The following is a 16,983-nucleotide window of genomic DNA, read 5'->3' on the forward strand; positions in this document are numbered from 1 at the left end:
CTTATACTCTACCAAGACCAGTAAAAATTAAAATGAAATATAAAAACAACAAAATTTACAATAAAACAACAAAGAGATGTGAGTATATCAATCAGGTACAACGTGTCAAGCAGCGGTGCTTTATGAACTGATTTAATTGAACAAGAGGCTCTAAGAGTTCATTTTTTGGTATATTTACTATGTTTTATATGCACCTTTTTTTTGGGCAAATCAGAGGCAAACTTCGTTAAATTGAGCAGGTATTAATGCGGATTGGTATTATATTTCGACCTTTGAAACCTAACCAAAATAGTTAAACCCTACCGCATTCCAAACCCAAAAGGCGTAAACAAAACTTAAGCAGCTCAGTGTAAACACCATCAAGTGTACTTTATAAAACCAATGCAAATCTCTCATGCGTAACATAAATGGAATGCTTAGCACATTAACACCTGTCGCTAGTACGATTACCAACACCAAATACACAAGTGCCTTTACTTCTATAGTGGGAAAGCTGGCGTGGAACTTATATTCATCAAGCACAACACCTGTGTTCATCAACATAAAACCCAACGCTGCAACCAATATCATACCTGCGGTATAACATGCGGACTTTTCGACTACGCTGAGTATTTTACTGCGACGAGAGCGAACAAAACATAACAACAAAATGGATATCGATAACAACGAAGATATCGCTAACGCCAAGTTGAAGAAAAGTGGGCTTTGTAAAAAGCTTACTCGTTCATAATCACCAGACCACATACTCGCCGAGAAACGATTTACCTTCCCTGTACCATCTCGATAAAAGTAAAAAATTGGTGCGCCTCGAGATCCGGCTTGAAAGACATCCGCTTCAAGGTGCTTTAGTTTTACTTTATCCCCAGCAATCATCATGACTAGCCTATTTTGGTCATCAATGGCTACCTCAGCCGCCGAATCTAATGCGGCCAGTTTTTCTAGTTGGGTATATGAACGGCGAGTACTTAGAAATGTTCCCGTATAATCCTCAAGGTTTGGTTGGCTAACTTGGTGTTTTAAAACCTGTGTGTAGATATTTACTTGAGAGGCTTGGCTTAACTGCGGCGGTGTAGTTTGGCTCAAAGGCTTATTTCGATAATATTTATTAAATATCGCAGTTGGTAGCGTCTCAACAAAGTGCGCCCCGCTTCCCGACATGTTAGTTGAAACAAAAATGCCTAGTTGAGCTTCAGGGAACATCATCATATTGGCGGAAAAGGTATGTGTGGCACCAGAGTGAGCGCGTAGCTCATATCCCTTTAGCCAACCATCAAACATGCCATGAGCAATCCCTGTTGCCAGCGTTCTATCGTCGTATAGTCGACGCGTCATTGTTTTTTGGGTAACTGGCTGTACTAACTGATTATTCTCACTCAGTAGAGCTGACATATAAAGCGCCATATCATGGGCGGTTGCAGAAATGGCCCCAGCGCCGCCTACATGTCCAATAAATTCAAAAGGTTTAGGGATATTATTCCCCTTTCTATCCCTAAAGTATCCCGTTGCCAGCTGCTGTTGTAGCTTGGGTTTCATTGCTATTGAGGTGGCATTGGCGTTTACTGGCTCTCGTAATGTCGTATTTTGCATACCCAGTACAGAAAAAAGATGTTGCTCCATATAAGTCGCTAAATCCATACCCGACTGCAACTCAACCAGATAACCTAACAAAGCAAAACCATAGTTGGAATAAGATACATTAACGCCTGGCGGCCATATTCTTTTGGGCATATGAGTTGCGAGATATCGCTCTGTACTGAGCATTTCTAAGGCATTTTCAACGAACAGGTTACCGGCATCCGCTTCTTCAAAACCCGCCCGATGACTTAACAGGGCACGGATTGTAATAGGCGCTTCAAAGGTGTTAGGTATTTTAAATTCGCTCAGATATTCATTTATATCAGTATCTATAGATAGCTTACCCTGCTCCACCAGCTGCATCACTGCAAGTGCTGTCATTGTCTTGGTGATAGAGCCTATGCGAAACAGTGTTTTATTAGGGTTTACCTTAACCTGGTTTTGTACGTCAGCAAATCCATAGCCTTTGAGCAATACAACCTCACCGTCTTTGACGATAGTAACCGCGACTCCTGGCAAATTGTATTGCACCCTTGCCTTTTTGACCCAGTCATCAACATAAGTCCGTAGTCCTTTTAAGTTCAGCTCTTGTTTAGGTTCTTCCAGCTTAATGGTTTCGTTATCACTAAACACTTGTGAAGTGTTACTTGCCAAAGCTTCTGCAATAAAAAATATGCCAGTCGCGACAATTAACATAAAGACTTTTAAAGCATATGCACAATCAAAAAATCTCATTTTCATATTGTTTCTTAACTTTCCCTAGTAGAGGCCAAAAATACAACGTAAAAACCCAAACCTCAGGTTAATTACCCAATGCGATACTATTATCAAAAACCTAGATGAACACTGTTCCATTAAGCGTAATAAAATCCTATTCGTAATGATTATAACGTCTCGCTATTATTACATGGTGCTTTGTAGCGTCTCTTTGGGTGGTGCGCTATTCGATAGCTCCTCAAGCTTGTCGTTAATTTCCTTGATTTGATGTTCATCGCTTACTGACTTTTTAACTTCATTAAGCGCTATTTTATACGCTACATCTAAGGCGTTAGCCTGTGATGTTTCAATATGAGGTTTAACGCCAATCGATTCCCAATTTGTTTTCGTCTTCGGGTTAATAGCTTTCGCTATAGGAATACCAGCTCTAAAACCACTTCCTAGATCATAAAACTGCCAGGGATTTGCTCCACCTTTCGTTGTTTCCCCCACTAAAGTGGCCCGTTCAAGGTGCTTTAAGTTATAAGCAAACTCTTCTGCCGCAGAGAACGTATCATTGCTCGTGAGTATGTACATGGGAGTGTCTAGATGAATTGAACCGCTAACATTATCAAAAGTACGAAATTCACGAATAGAGTCAGTCGCTCGCCAATAAATGCTGTTTAAATGGGTGTTTGGCTTTAAAAAATAACTACTAATAAACTGCACCATTTCAGCACTGCCGCCCCCGTTATTACGAAGGTCAAATATAAGGGCATCTACATTAGATACAAATCCCATTACACTTTCAGCTATGTTTTTTGAGTTTTTCGATAATTCATCAAACCCCCAAAAGTCAACATAACCTATATTGCCATCGAGTACTTCAACACGATTAAATCCTGAATTTTTCCGACTTAATTTGGTAAACCAAGATTCACGTTTTGTTTTATTATTCTGGCTTTCATTTGGGTTTCGCCATTGCACAGTAAAGTGCTTGTCAAACTTTTGCAATTCTGCGGTTAGTAGCGAGGCAAATTGTTCTTGTGACTGACTATGAGTAAATTCAGAACTTGCTTTGAGCTCTGTGAGGGCGTCTGAAATTTTATCTATCTTTTTTACTTCAACATATTGTTGCTCAATGTTATTTGTAAGCGTATTCAATATATGAGTTTTATCAATATAACTGATGTCAGCATGTGCCAACGGGGAAAAAATAACAAAGCCCCACGTTATAATGCCATTCCTAAGTTTCATTTTTCTTCCTTTATTTACATGGTGATGTAAGCTTGCCTTAGCAGACTAAAGTTAACGACAAGAAACACAAGTCTATTTATACCAATTGAATTAATTCTCTAATCAATATACCTGTTGATAACACAAGGCAGGTACGGTACTCAACTCCCACCCCGCTCTACGCTAAAACCAACTTTTGCGCCGCCGCTTGGGTTATTGCCAAGTTTGAGTTGTCCACCATGGTTTTCAATAATGATGCGTGAGAGCATGAGGCCTATGCCGTTGCCATCAGCTTTGGTGGTGTAAAATGCTTCCGCGGCTTCGTTTAGGTTAGAGAAACCGGGGCCTGTATCTGTGACCGAAAACACTAATTTGTCAGCATCTGGGGTGATACTGAGTGTGACTTCTGGCGAAGGCGTGGACGCTTCTTGAGCATTATTAATGAGGTGGCAAAGCACCTGTTTGATTTGGCTCGTATCAAAAAAACCGAGCAGATCGGCTGTGCTTTCTATCTTTAGTTGCGGGTAGATACTGTGTAGCTGAGCGCAAAACTCATTGAGCGCGACAATTTGCTTGTGCGCAGGAGGCAGTTTGGCAAGGGAGGCATAGTTGCCCATAAAAGATTTAAGATAATTGGCGCGCTCGTTGATGAGTGACAGTCCACTGTTAAACCTTTCTATATCTAACTCACCGTTTAGGCGCTTGGTAAGGCTGCGCGCTACCGTGCCGATCGGCGCTAAAGTGTTATTGATTTCGTGACTTAAAATGCGAACAAAACGCTGTAAGGCGTCTTTTTCTTGTTGATATAAAATGCTATCGAGCTGTTTTAAAACCAGTAGAGTGTGAGGTTTATTGGCAATGTAGCAGCTGTCGTGTTCAAGCAAAAAAGCATGCTCAGTCCCCTCTAGCATCAGCGAAACCTTTCCTTGTTTTTGCTGAGATTGTAATGACTGAAACCAGTGCCAAGCATCGTCTCTGTAACAGTCAAAAAAGGTGCGTTCAGCGTAGCTGTTGGCAAATGCAACGCTTTGGCTGTCAAACACGATAAGTGCACAATCAAGCTTTTCAATGATTTGTTTTAGCAGGTCACTTTGCTCTGCCAGCGCACGCTGGTCGGCTTGCATGGTTTGCGCAAGCGCATTTAAGTGCTCCACCGTTGAACGTAATTGTGCGTCTTTGCCGTGTACCGCTCTTAGAGCATAATCGCCTTGGCGAAGCGATATCAACAAGGTATCAATGAGGTTTATGGTGTTTTGTCTAGTCGAACCATATTTATAAGCGAGCAAAGCAAAACATAGTGCAAATACTAAGTCTATCAACATAATAAGTGTTGCCGGATAGTCGTGCACAAGCAGTAAAACATTAGTAATTACAAGTAGTAATGCACTTAGCAGCCAGTGTCCAAATCGATAAAACAAGTTTGCTTATCTCCTACTCATATTTGTCCATTTTGCGATACCACGCACTGCGCGATAGTCCCAAGCTCTTCGCCGCTTTTGATACGTTACCACCGTGAAATTCCAGTCTTTTAAAGAGTGCTTGCTCAATAATTTCATCCAGCGTTAAATCATGATTTTCTGATGCGCTCGCAGTAGCAATATTCGTCGGTTGCAAGGCTGAGTGCAATGTAGAGTGGAGCGCTAAATCACTGGCAAATACCTGAGCATTTGAACAAGTAAACACCGCGCGTTCCATCATATGTTTAAGCTCTCTGACATTACCCGGAAAGTCATATGCATTCAGCGCTTTAACAGCACAAGGCATAATGCTCGGTGTTGGCTTTTTGTAATCTTGACTAAAGCGCATTAAAAAGCGCTCTGCTAATGGCAAGATATCCTCTGGACACGCTCTTAATGGCGGGATTTCTACTTCTATAGTATTTAATCGATAATATAAGTCTTGGCGAAATTGATTATTGGCAATCGCTTCATTGAGTTGGCAGTTAGTAGCAGAAATAATCCTCGCTGTATTGTCCAAGACTTTGTGACTGCCAACCGCCGCGTACTTTCGCTCTTCTAGCACTTGAAGCAGTTTTGCTTGAGACTGCAAAGATAAATTGGCAATTTCATCTAAAAATAACGAGCCGTTACTGGCGAGTGTAAATGCCCCCACTCGATCTGCTTTCGCATCAGTAAATGCCCCCTTTTTATGGCCAAATAACTCAGAGTTAAATAGCTCGTCGCTCACCGCTCCCATGTTAATTGAGACAAAACTGCCACCAGCACGGCTAGAGTGCTCGTGTACATACTGCGCGTAATAGCTCTTTCCCGTACCATTTTCACCGGTCAGCAAGATGTTCATATCGCTTTGTGCCAACTGGGTGAGCTGTTTTAGCACACGCTGCTTTTTCTCGCTTTGCGTAACAAAATCTACCGTTTGATGGGGCTTTTTGAGGCGTTCGTTTTCAGCAGATAGTCGCGCTAAATGCTGTCTATCTGCTCGTTTCTCAATTTGTACTTTGATGCTATGAGCAAGGCGCTCATCATCCCATGGCTTTTCAATGAAATCGGCCGCTCCTTGCTTGAGTGCAGCAACGGCAAGGTCTAACGTCGCCCAACCAGTCATTACCACTATGGGTAAAAGCGGATCGATTTGCGTGAGCTTAGTGATCGCAGCCAACCCTTCCTTGCCACTGGTGGTATCTTGGGTAAAGTTCATATCCAACAATACCAAGTCCACTTCCTGTGTACTGACATAATCAAATGCCGCCTCTGGTGTCACCACACCATGACAAGTGTAGCCTTCATCCTCAAGTAAAAACTTCAGACTCGCTTGAATATCAAGCGAGTCGTCTACTATTAGCACCTTTTTCAAATTATTATTCCATTCTTAAGCTAACCGCAGGTTGGACTTTTATGCTGCGTTTCACTGGGATATAAAGCGCAAGGCATACCGCAGCAAATACCAGTAGTAAAGTGATACTACCCGCACCAAACATACCACCAAACGGCACAACGCCGCGGAAAAAGTCTACAGCAAGATAACACAAGATATAAAAAATTAATGCAGAAATGGTCAGCCCTGTAACGGTATGGGTTAGATTTTTCTTGATAAATAACAACATGATCTGACGATCTTTGGAGCCAAGCGCACGGCGAATGCCTATTTCATAGCTAGATTTGTTGATATTACTCAGGCCCATGGCATAAATGCCAATTAAAGAAAGCGTCAAAGCAAACCCACCCACAATCAAAAACACATAAATGATGCTGGTGAAAGCCCCTATCATAGAGCGATGGTTGTCGTAGTGATCAAAAATATAGCTGGTTTCGAGCTTGCTTGAGAGCCTACCTAATACGCCATAGAAAGCTTCATAACTTTGGCTTGGCGGCAGCTCAGTAATAAATTTAACCGCCATTGTGTTTTCCTTTGGCGCATATTGACGCAAACTAAAATAGACTTCATGACGACGGTCACTGGCGGCAACGCTCATTTCATCCACTGCAATACCCACTATTTTAGCACTTGGCCATTTTGCATCACGTAACATCAGTGAACGCCCCAATGCATCCTTACTGCCAAACAGAGCCTCTGCGAGAGACTGGCTAATGATCACTACGGGCACAGCTTCTGTGTTGTCTTGTGCCGTGAAGTTCCTGCCGCTTAGTAGTTCGCGCTTAAAAAGATGAGATACCGCTTCAATATTTATGATTTTATCGGTATAAACTTCACCTTCGCTTGTTAGCACATCAAGCTCTATCTCACGTTGATACACGCGTCCTGCTTTAAAGGCCGGATCCAATGTCATTCCCACGACCAATGCACTTGCCATTTCGACCGCTTTATCACTCGAAAACTCGCTTTCAGTTTGAAATTGCAGTTCAGTTGAGTACACCCCTTTGAGGGTCTCGCCGTCAATATTTCCCGCCATAGAATACATCACATAGCCTATGGTGCTCGACGCCATCAGCATAAAGCTCACTAAGGCCACCTGCAAAGACAGTAGACGTTTTGACATCAATCCCGCTTGTTTTCCGGTTGCTCCTCGAGTGCCGTCTCGCAATACATCATTGATGTTAAAGTTAGCTGTTTTCACCGCAGGTAACAGCACAGCAATAGCAAATACCAAGCTTATCAGTAATAATGACACCAAGATGGTGACTGTATTTAGCTGCCAATACCACCAGTACGGCATTTTGCCACCAAACATCATATTCATAAAAAAGTTCAGCGCTCGCAAACCAAGATCCGTTAGCAATAGCGCCACGACCCAACTGCTAACGCAGTAGAGCAAGCCCTCGCAAGCATGCTGCTGGACCACCCTTAATTTTTTCGCACCAATCGCGGCGCGAATAGCCGACTCTTTTTGTCTCTCAATGATTTTGGCAAAAAGTAAGTTACCTATGTTGATTGAAGAAATTAGCAAAATAAGTACGATCCCGGCCATAAACAGGGAAAATATAAATACCGCTTCACCGTCGGTGTTGTATTCCACCAAAGTCATGGATTCAACCCGAACGGCTTTATCTACCTCAAGCGCTGACTGACTAACGCGCTGCTTTGCATAATCAGTGAAGAATAAACTTAAACGCTGCTCAAGCTTTGCCTCTACCGTCTTATTTGGCATCTTATAAATAATATCAATAGCATCAGCTGGTGCTGTGTTATTGCCTTTAAGAGGCAGCCAAAGTTTAGAAAATATCGGGAAATTATTGTGTTTGGGCATCACACCGATTATCTCGTAAGGCTTTTGGTCAACAACCATTGTGCGCCCTATGACGTCTTTGCTACCTTGAAATAGATGCAACCAGAGATAGTCTGAAATCACGACCACATTTTGGGCCGCTCCCACAAAGTCCTCAGCAGTATAAAATCGCCCAAGTGCAGGTTTAATGTCCAGAAACTGAAAAAAGCGTTCATCAACATAGGAGCCTCGATAATGATTGCCTCGTTCAGCGTCACTTACCCAAACACTCGCCGGCGCAATATAAAGCCACTCCTCAAGTTGTTTAACTTCGTCAAGTTCTCGTAGTTGTGGCAGCATGCCGTATTCAAACCGATTTTGCATGCTAATAGGGTTACGAACCTTGAAGATCCTGATTTCTGGGCTGCCACTACCCACTTGGCTATGTGAGAATGCCACCGTATAAATATAGTTAAAGCCAATCAAAGATATGGTCAAACTGCCAACCATGATAAACATCATCAATAACGTAAACCGCATTGATTTTGCGATATTTCTCAGTGCATAACGAAAGTCTAGAAGTAACCCCATACTAAGCTCCAACGACTTTGCTTGCGTGCTCAAGCTGCTTTTTGTCTCTTAAAATTGTGCCATCTAGCATAGAGATAACACGGCTAGCATAAGTCGTAGATTCAATATCATGCGTTACCATACAAATCGTTTTACCAGCAGCATGAAGCTCGCTTAATAACCCTAGCACTTGCTGCGCATTATTTGAGTCCAAGTTACCGGTCGGCTCGTCGGCGAGGATGAGATCTGGGGAGTTAATCAAGGCTCTTGCCACTGCAGCGCGCTGCTGCTGACCACCTGAAAGCTGAGAAGGAAAATGATTGATGCGATTTTCTAATCCCACCATCGCCAATGCGTCTTTGGCTTTTTGCTCCATTTCTTTTTGGCTAATGCCGCCGATATAAGTCAGCGGTAGCATGACATTTTCCAGCACGTTTAAATCACTGATAAGATTAAAAGCCTGAAAAATAAAACCGATATGATTAGCGCGAATATGAGCACGCTCGTCCGAGTTTAAATTAAATGCTGGGTTACCACTAATAAAGTACTCGCCGTTACTTGGCTCATCAATCAAGCCCAAAATTGACAGTAACGTTGACTTGCCGCACCCTGAAGGTCCCGTGATAGCCACAAACTCGCCGGGCTCTACTAGGAGATTGATGCCGTCTAGCGCTTGAGTTGCAATTTCGTCCGTCTGAAACCGCTTTTCGATATTATTAAGTTGAATGACTGAGTTCATAATGATGTCCTGTTAACGCACTAGCACTTGGCTATCTTGAGTATACTTTTCCATATCGGAAATAATGATAGTTTGATTTTTATTAAGTCCTTCAAGCACTTCGATGTAGTTTACCGAACGCTGACCAAATTTAACCGTTTTTTTCGTGGCGAGATGTTCATCAACAACAAACACGCTCGCTTGATTATTTGCAACAGCATTGGCTGGTATTGCGACGAATATCGCCTCGGGCTTATGGCTCGTTACAATAACCCCTTCAATGTTGAGTTTATCTCTGGCTTCTCTTGGCAAAGTGCCTTCAATGCTCAGCTCTACTTCGACTTGGCTATTGGTGACTTTTGGGGAAACGCGTTTTACGATGGCGTTAAAACGCGAAGTGTAAGTATCGATAGTCGCCGACTGCCCAACTTGTACATGGGGCGCATCTAGTTCTGCGATGTTGATCTTAGCAACCAGCAAACGCGGATCTGCCACCTCTGCAACCGAGCTAGTATTAGACAATTGCATGCCCACTTCAATCAGCATATCCTGAATTTGTCCAGTGATTGGCGAGCGCACATCAAGCGCTGCGATATTCTCTTGAAGTAGCTTAATTTCAGATTGCAGACTTGCTTGTTCAGCCAGCTGCGCCTTGGCTTTAGCCTGTTGCACTTCTTGCTGAGTGGCAACCCTAGCTTGCTGTAACTCCACTTGCTTTTTACTACGCTGCATCGCAAATTCGCTGCGCTGATGATCAAGCATAGAGATAGTGCTATTGCCCTTTTCTATTAAGGTTTTTTGCGCCTGCCACTGAATTTTGTCGGCTTTATAAGCGAGCAAAGCATCATGATGAGCAGTCTTGGCCTCTTGCACTTTGGCCTTTAACTCTGCAAGTTCGGCTTCATGTTGTGCTGAAGTTTTGGTAAGTTGGCTATGTTTTTGAATGAGCGCTTCGCGCAGTGATGGGTTTTCAAGCTGGGCAAGTAGCGTACCTTGAGTGACCATTTCACCCGGTTTAACCAACACTTCAACTACTTTTCCGCCACTACTACTGGTAACCAAATGGCGTTTTTCCAATGCAAGACTGCCAAGCCCCTTAACACTGAGCTCGAACTCGCCCTGTTGGACGTTAGCAACTATTAACTCTTCTTGGAAAACCACGTTTGATGCACTTTGGGTATATGCTTTGGCAAAAAACACCAAACCAATCACCAATAGCACAATAACAAGCAATGCGAGCTTCTTAAGCGGCATGCGCTTTGTTTTCGCCAGTTTTATATCCATACTCTGTACTCCACTTTGAGAATACAGATAATGAATCAAATTTCAGGCCAAATATTTTTTATATTAAAATCAATGGAATATCATAAAATTATAAAGGTAATCGATAAAGTTTGTATCGAAATTGAGACACTAACAACTTCATCACTGTTTCGAAAGCGAAACAAAAGCTATGTGATTTCTACTTGGTTATGAGTGAAACGTCAGTTCCTATTATATTTCTGAGCATGTTGCTGTTTGCGCCTCGTGCAGTACGCCAAGACTTCAAGCTTTTCATCTTCGCTGTAACTTGTCCAACTGGTGATTTCGTCCAACGTTCTAAAGCAACCTAAGCACACATCTTTATCGTCCAAACAACACTTTCTGATGCAAGGGGATTGGACTAAGTTACAACTTGAGTGTGACATCGTAGCTCCTTTAAATGGATTTACTCAAAATAACTTGCCGGAAAACAGGACTCTCTCTTTTTGCCCTCAAAATGATGGCAAACCTCTCCTGTCTCTGTATTAATCAAAAAGGAATGGTCAATATCCTTAAAATAAAACCAAATAAATTCCATGCCTTCCTCTAAAAAGTGTTTTTCAAAAGTAGGCTCATCAAAATACGCCGCCAGCGCATCAATATCTGTTATTTCGTCGTAGCTAACGGCGTGCACAGCTAAGCTCGTGAACGTGGCTAAAACAAAAAATAGCTTAACTAGGCCAATATACATCTTAATACCTATAGTCATTTTATTGGACGAAACACACCATCTTCATCAATCTATATACAAACTGGGTGGGGCTATCCCCACCACATACGTACGACCTGTTGCGCGTCGTTTAATTCAATATTGAGTCGCTTAGGTTGATGATCTTGGGTAAGCATATCTCCAGATTGGTACACTCTAACCACTTTACCAACAATTGTTTGTAGGGGTTTTGAATAATCAATGTTTTGCACCGTTTTATCCTCATTTATGCTGGAAGTTTAAAGCCAACGACGCACTCTACCTCGATAGCGTAAATAGGCATCTCCAAAAGTTTGTTCCATCATCTTTTCTTCAAACCGAATGTACCATCTGTCGGCAATAAGTAAAAAAGTAATCACAAACAAAAATGATACGAGTGCACCACCGACTAATACAGCATAGCCTAGTAATGCAATGACAAAGCCTAGGTACATAGGGTTTCGGGTATATCGAAATACTCCATCGTCCACTAATTTATCAGGCTTATTGAAAGTCATAATATTGGTTTCTTCCTTTGCGAATAACTTGCTACCCGACTTGGCCAGTGCAAGCCCCAAAGCAATCGGTACTAGCCCTAACAGATTGAAAGGGTAATAAATAAAATGTGATGCAGCAGTCAACCAACACACCACTGGCATCAATATGACAAATAAAAACAATAAAATAGGAGGCAGTAGCTTTTGCATGATGTTATTCCTTATCTTTAGGACAAAAGTGTAGAGATAAGGTAGTTCGAATTTTGTTGCCCCGCCTTAACCTATGTTAAGCCAAGCTCCTTTCTAATTCTCGACAGCGATACATCGGTGATCCCGAGGTACATCGCGATATGACGCAAAGCAACCGAGCGGCTTAACGCTTGATTTTCTTGGATAAAGCGTAAGTACCTTTCCTTCGCACTTAACTGTAGTAACGCCGCTTCCCGTTTCTCTTTTTTAAGCACCAGTTGTTCATAAATTTTGCGTATAAACCGCCCCCAGTTGAGGTTCTGCTCAGATACAGTGATTAAGTCAGCATAGCGAATTTCGGCAACAACACAGTCTGTCAGCGCTTGCGTTGAAAATGGACTTGGCTGATCTTCAAGGTAACAAGATAAACACGAGAATGCCCCGCCCTTTTGTAGCAGAGATTTATTCCGTTCATTACCCTGTTCATCTAGATAGAAATAGCGTCCATATCCCGCTAATAAGAAGTACACACCGGAGATTTTCTCACCTTGCGCGAATAGTATGGTATCGGCTGTGATATGACGGATTTCTATATACGGAGCCACAAGTAGCCAATCCTCAAGTGAGAAGTCAACTAACCGCCCATATACGCTTAACCATTTTTGATAATTTTTGTTACTTGACTTGGACATGAGTGTAAGTGCTTTTCAATTTAAATTTTCGCTTCGCTTTAGGCTGTAGCTTGAGCATATAGATCTTTATGCATCTTACAATATCCCTGTATTAGGAAGTTTCGCAAGCGTCGTTTCAATTTAGCTCGCAGTAACACGTTTTAAAAACACCTTTAAAATTAACAAACTAAAAACAAAAGCCATAAAAGTTTCATTTTTGACAACAAAACTATTGGAAATATAAAAACAATAACACTATATTTGATTAAATCCGTTCATTAGTTAAGCAAAAAAATAAACATAAATATAACAATCAACATGAGGAAGATCGATGTTAACCTTGAGAAAGTCAGCACTTACAATTGCCATATATTCAGCAATTTCGGCAACTGGCGCTTCCGCCGCCACATACGAACAATACAATTTTGAAAACAAACCTTCTATCAATAATGAATACTCTGATTTAAAAAACAAAAAGAACAAAAAAGCCACAACAGATGTAACTACATGGTTGATTAAGTTAACAACCCCATCGATTGTAGAGCAAAACTTAGCTGGTATTTCCCCTCAAAAAGCCCAAGCGAGCATCCTCCAAACTCAGCAAACTGTCGAAGCGGCAATCGCTTCCTCACACAATCAGTTGGAGGTCCTAGCAAAAACCTCTAAGTTAGCAAATGCGCTCGTGGTTAAAGGTGCCGAATCAGAGGTTAATAAGCTATTAAGCAATTCGCAGGTTCATTCCGTACTCCCAGTATTTGATTACAAGCCACATGTTGCTGATAGCGCAGACTATATCAAAGCAACACCTTTGGTTACGTCAGGTGAAGCAACAGGTGAAGGTGTTCGCGTTGCGGTATTAGACACAGGCATTGACTATACCCATAAAGCTTTTGGTGGCACCGGAACGGTTGAAGCTTATGAAGCGGCTGCAAGTAATCCAGCCGATACACCAGCTTGGCCACAAGGCGCAGTTCTCGGGGGATATGACTTCATCAATAATGATCCCGATCCGATTGATGCTGGTACTAACCATGGTACACACGTTTCTCATTCAGTAACGGGGATCGCACCAAATGTAGAGTTATTTGTTTATTCAGTCTGTGATAATGATAGCTGCCCAGGTTTAGCTCAATTACAAGCACTAGAGTCAGCGATGGACCCGAATGGTGATGATGATATTTCGGACCGTGTAGACGTTGTTAACATGTCTTTAGGCGGGGTATTTGGTGACAACCGTGCAGGTGCCGTGCAAGAACTGATAGATAAAGCAGTTAGTATAGGCACAAATGTTGTTATTTCCGCTGGTAATGATGGCCCAACTCCGTTCATTGTTGGTGGTCCAAGTACCACTGACAACGCGCTTTCCGTTGGGGCAATGGAGCACTCGGTTTTAAAAGGTCAGCATATAGTCGCGACCATGCTGGGTGAAACGACCGAACTGGGATCAGCGAGTTTTAATCCTGACGGTTTTGAAGAGTTTGAGTTCAGTAGTGACACCACCCCATTGGTCTTTGTAGAAACCGAAAAAAATGGCAATGGAGAAGCAACATCTGTTGCCTGTGAAGCATTTGCTGATGAAGTCGATTTTACTGGAAAAGCGGTAATAGTAGACCGTGGCGGGTGTAATTTTACCGACAAAGTGCTAAATGCTCAGGCTCGTGGAGCAAAATTGGTAATGATCGCTAACAACGTTGAAGGCGGCGGTCCAACTGAGCCAGGCGGCAGTGCCCCAGGTATTGAAATCCCAACTGTCGGGATAAGTTACGAGCAAGGTAAGGCGCTAAAAGAGCAATTGTTAGCAGGGAATACTGTGGCTTACAGTGTTAGCTCTACAGTTATTCTCAAAGAAGGCATGATAGCGTCGTTCACTTCCCGTGGCCCATCTATGAGTGGCCGATTAAAGCCAGAAATCACGGCACCGGGCGTTAGTATTATGACTGCTCACCCAGGTCTTGGTGATGGCTTAACTCCAGCAAGTGGTACCTCATTCTCGGGGCCTATCACCGCTGGCGCAATGAGTATGCTAAAAGAGGCACTACCAAACCGCAACGGCTTCGAGCTAAAAGCAACACTCATGAACACCGCAAACCTAGATGTCACCGTTGAGCCTCGTTCACAGAACCCCGATGCCGCACTAGCACCAATTAGCTATATTGGCTCAGGGCTAGTTGACGTTGAAAAAGCGGCAAACCTTCCAGTCGCCGCTTGGGCGGAAGATACGATGCAAGCTGCATTATCTTTTGGCTTAGTGTCGCTTTCAGAAACTTCAACGCTCACTAAAAAAGTGAAAGTTAAGAACTTCTCAAATCAAGCCCAAACTTACACCTTATCCTACACACAGCGCTTTGCTGATGATATCGAACGCGGTGCGCTTTCAATGACTTTCCCAGAGTCTATTACTGTACCTGCAGGGCAAACTATCTCATTTGATGTGACTGCAACCATTGACCCATCCAAATTACCTGAGTGGACACTAACTGCTGCTAATATGGCATTTTTGAATGCCACGGATGACCTGACTACATTAGAGCTTGATGGCTCGCTCAACTTTATGTCGGGCGGAGATAAGGCGTTCCACCTTGTATATCATGTATTACCTAAAGCTGCGGCAAGCGCAGAGGTGACGCCAGTAGTTGACGAAAAAGGCGCCAGACAGATACTTACAAATACTGGTGCTGCTACCCTAGAGCCTTTCTTTACGCCAACCGTTGCAAAAGATGAAGCTGGAGACAGTGAGCGATTAGATCTAATTGGCACCTCAATTGAGACCATCTCAGTTCCAACTACCGTCTGTGAAACAGGTTATATGCTCTTCACTACTATGGTAACCAGTTCACCAATTATTCACACCTATCAAGGTGGCTTTATGGCTGACTTTGATTTACCAGCCGAAGGTGGCACGATGCCGGATGGTAACTACGACATCACGGTACAAAACGGTAAATTAGAGTGGTTTGGTAACTACTTATCAGGAAGTGCCATTTCATTTACCCATGGGTATGGCTCTGGAAGCGGCTTCATTACAAACATTAACTTCGCTTCGGGTAACAACTTTGTCACCATGACGAGTTGTGCTGCAGCCATGGGCTTGACCGCCGAGCAGGTTGCTATGGGTGTAGAAGCCAGAGTTCGCTTCCGTACCGAAGAAGAAACTTGGACACCAATTCCTTCAAATTCACTTGATGAAGTAATGGTAGATAGCTTTATGATTAAAGCACCTGCAATGGAAGTAATGAAAACTCAAGCCGAAGGTTTAGCTATCCTAGTCGATGATGCTGGCAATGAGGTTACTAAGCTGGAACCAGGTGAGTCGGCGATACTGCAATACTCCGGCGATGACTTTATGATGTTGTCAAGCAATGGTGCTAAGCCGCTTGTAGCTTCCCCAGAACAAGATGCAGACACACCTCCAATGATCCCCGCTGATCAAACTTTTAGTGTAGAGGAAAATACGGCTTCAGGGACAGTTCTCGGACAAGTTGCTGTTGAATATGCTTCAACACTTGCAAGCCCTGTATCTGAATTCATCGTGTTAAGCTCATCAAGTAGCGCAGTTACGGTCGACTCTTCAGGTCAAGTGAAGGTCGCGATGAGCGAGCAACTAGACTTTGACTCGGGACTTGAAAGCGTAACAATTGAGGTTGTCGCGGTTGATACTTCAAGTAACATTTCTGAGGCTTCAGAGATTGTTGTCACGGTGACTAACTTAATGGATGAGCCAATTGAACAACCAGTGCCTGTTATCGCGGCTGAGCAAACATTCAGTGTCGATGAAAACACGGCAAATGATACTGTCATTGGTAAAATTGAGGCTACATTCTCAAATCCTGCTGGCGCATTTAGCGTGGTAGAGTCTTCTTCAGAAGCCGTATCGGTCACGGCAGAAGGTAATATTGTTGTTGCTGATAGTAGCCTACTTGACTATGAGTCAGGGCTAACATCAATTGAACTTACGGTTAAAGCAACTGACAACGCGGGACTGGAGTCTGAACCGGCCAAGGTTATGGTATCTGTCAATAATGTCGATGACACTACAACCCCAGAGCCAGAACCAGAACCAGAACCAGAACCAGAACCATCAAAATCATCTAGTGGTTCTCTATTTTGGTTACTATTGGCAGCGCCTTTGGCCCTGTTACGTAGAAGAAAGTAACCACTCACTTTTGAAAATTAAGTAATGTAATGGCGGGCGTGTGCTCGCCATTTTTTTACTCCCA

At 42.9% G+C, this 16,983-nt stretch carries 13 protein-coding genes; 1 reads left to right on the plus strand and 12 read right to left on the minus strand.

The window, feature by feature from the left end; all coding sequences use genetic code 11:
• Positions 1 to 279: 279 nt before the first annotated feature.
• The 12 genes from CEX98_RS04545 to CEX98_RS04600 all read right to left on the minus strand — a co-directional run bounded on the left by CEX98_RS04545 (position 280) and on the right by CEX98_RS04600 (position 12,787).
• The gene (locus CEX98_RS04545) at positions 280 to 2,316 is read right to left on the minus strand and encodes a serine hydrolase domain-containing protein (protein WP_099640930.1); all 2,037 of its coding nucleotides are present in this window, start codon (positions 2,314 to 2,316) and stop codon (positions 280 to 282) included.
• Positions 2,317 to 2,478: 162 nt separating this feature from the next.
• The gene (locus tag CEX98_RS04550) at positions 2,479 to 3,528 is read right to left on the minus strand and encodes a S41 family peptidase (protein ID WP_099640931.1); all 1,050 of its coding nucleotides are present in this window, start codon (positions 3,526 to 3,528) and stop codon (positions 2,479 to 2,481) included.
• A gap of 140 nt (positions 3,529 to 3,668) precedes the next feature.
• Positions 3,669 to 4,925 carry a sensor histidine kinase gene (locus tag CEX98_RS04555; RefSeq protein WP_099640932.1) on the minus strand — a complete coding sequence of 419 codons (1,257 nt, stop codon included), beginning with the start codon at positions 4,923 to 4,925 and terminating at the stop codon, positions 3,669 to 3,671.
• Positions 4,926 to 4,938: 13 nt separating this feature from the next.
• Positions 4,939 to 6,321 (minus strand): sigma-54-dependent transcriptional regulator, encoded by a 1,383-nt coding sequence (locus tag CEX98_RS04560; RefSeq protein WP_099640933.1) that lies wholly within the window; start codon positions 6,319 to 6,321, stop codon positions 4,939 to 4,941.
• Between the two features lie 4 nt (positions 6,322 to 6,325).
• Positions 6,326 to 8,722, minus strand: a complete 2,397-nt coding sequence (locus CEX98_RS04565; RefSeq protein ID WP_099640934.1) for an ABC transporter permease — start codon at positions 8,720 to 8,722, stop codon at positions 6,326 to 6,328.
• Between the two features lies 1 nt (position 8,723).
• The gene (locus tag CEX98_RS04570; RefSeq protein ID WP_099640935.1) at positions 8,724 to 9,440 is read right to left on the minus strand and encodes an ABC transporter ATP-binding protein; all 717 of its coding nucleotides are present in this window, start codon (positions 9,438 to 9,440) and stop codon (positions 8,724 to 8,726) included.
• Positions 9,441 to 9,452: 12 nt separating this feature from the next.
• The gene (locus tag CEX98_RS04575; RefSeq protein WP_099640936.1) at positions 9,453 to 10,703 is read right to left on the minus strand and encodes an efflux RND transporter periplasmic adaptor subunit; all 1,251 of its coding nucleotides are present in this window, start codon (positions 10,701 to 10,703) and stop codon (positions 9,453 to 9,455) included.
• A gap of 200 nt (positions 10,704 to 10,903) precedes the next feature.
• On the minus strand, positions 10,904 to 11,107 hold the full coding sequence (locus tag CEX98_RS04580; protein WP_099640937.1) for a DUF1289 domain-containing protein: 204 nt from the start codon (positions 11,105 to 11,107) through the stop codon (positions 10,904 to 10,906).
• A gap of 20 nt (positions 11,108 to 11,127) precedes the next feature.
• Positions 11,128 to 11,355 carry a hypothetical protein gene (locus tag CEX98_RS04585; RefSeq protein WP_242441623.1) on the minus strand — a complete coding sequence of 76 codons (228 nt, stop codon included), beginning with the start codon at positions 11,353 to 11,355 and terminating at the stop codon, positions 11,128 to 11,130.
• Between the two features lie 128 nt (positions 11,356 to 11,483).
• Positions 11,484 to 11,642 carry an I78 family peptidase inhibitor gene (locus tag CEX98_RS04590; RefSeq protein WP_099640939.1) on the minus strand — a complete coding sequence of 53 codons (159 nt, stop codon included), beginning with the start codon at positions 11,640 to 11,642 and terminating at the stop codon, positions 11,484 to 11,486.
• Positions 11,643 to 11,669: 27 nt separating this feature from the next.
• Complete coding sequence (locus CEX98_RS04595; protein WP_099640940.1) at positions 11,670 to 12,116, minus strand: methyltransferase family protein; 447 nt, start codon at positions 12,114 to 12,116, stop codon at positions 11,670 to 11,672.
• 71 nt (positions 12,117 to 12,187) lie between these two features.
• Positions 12,188 to 12,787: a Crp/Fnr family transcriptional regulator gene (locus CEX98_RS04600; RefSeq protein WP_099640941.1), complete on the minus strand. Its 600-nt coding sequence runs from the start codon at positions 12,785 to 12,787 to the stop codon at positions 12,188 to 12,190.
• A 310-nt stretch (positions 12,788 to 13,097) separates the two neighbouring features.
• Between CEX98_RS04600 and CEX98_RS04605 the strand changes: the two genes are divergently transcribed.
• Positions 13,098 to 16,919, plus strand: coding sequence for a S8 family serine peptidase (locus CEX98_RS04605; RefSeq protein WP_099640942.1), 3,822 nt, complete (start codon positions 13,098 to 13,100; stop codon positions 16,917 to 16,919).
• Positions 16,920 to 16,983: the final 64 nt, after the last annotated feature.

Source organism: Pseudoalteromonas piscicida (genome assembly GCF_002744175.1).
Classification (GTDB): domain Bacteria; phylum Pseudomonadota; class Gammaproteobacteria; order Enterobacterales; family Alteromonadaceae; genus Pseudoalteromonas; species Pseudoalteromonas piscicida_B.

What these genes read in the sequence shown, in the direction of transcription:
- CEX98_RS04595 (WP_099640940.1), bottom strand. Translation starts at nt 12,116, where the DNA reads ATGCAAAAGCTACTGCCTCCTATTTTATTGTTTTTATTTGTCATATTG.
- CEX98_RS04565 (WP_099640934.1), bottom strand. Translation starts at nt 8,722, where the DNA reads ATGGGGTTACTTCTAGACTTTCGTTATGCACTGAGAAATATCGCAAAA.
- CEX98_RS04605 (WP_099640942.1), top strand. Translation starts at nt 13,098, where the DNA reads ATGTTAACCTTGAGAAAGTCAGCACTTACAATTGCCATATATTCAGCA.
- CEX98_RS04575 (WP_099640936.1), bottom strand. Translation starts at nt 10,703, where the DNA reads ATGGATATAAAACTGGCGAAAACAAAGCGCATGCCGCTTAAGAAGCTC.
- CEX98_RS04570 (WP_099640935.1), bottom strand. Translation starts at nt 9,440, where the DNA reads ATGAACTCAGTCATTCAACTTAATAATATCGAAAAGCGGTTTCAGACG.
- CEX98_RS04545 (WP_099640930.1), bottom strand. Translation starts at nt 2,316, where the DNA reads ATGAAAATGAGATTTTTTGATTGTGCATATGCTTTAAAAGTCTTTATG.
- CEX98_RS04580 (WP_099640937.1), bottom strand. Translation starts at nt 11,107, where the DNA reads ATGTCACACTCAAGTTGTAACTTAGTCCAATCCCCTTGCATCAGAAAG.
- CEX98_RS04600 (WP_099640941.1), bottom strand. Translation starts at nt 12,787, where the DNA reads ATGTCCAAGTCAAGTAACAAAAATTATCAAAAATGGTTAAGCGTATAT.
- CEX98_RS04550 (WP_099640931.1), bottom strand. Translation starts at nt 3,528, where the DNA reads ATGAAACTTAGGAATGGCATTATAACGTGGGGCTTTGTTATTTTTTCC.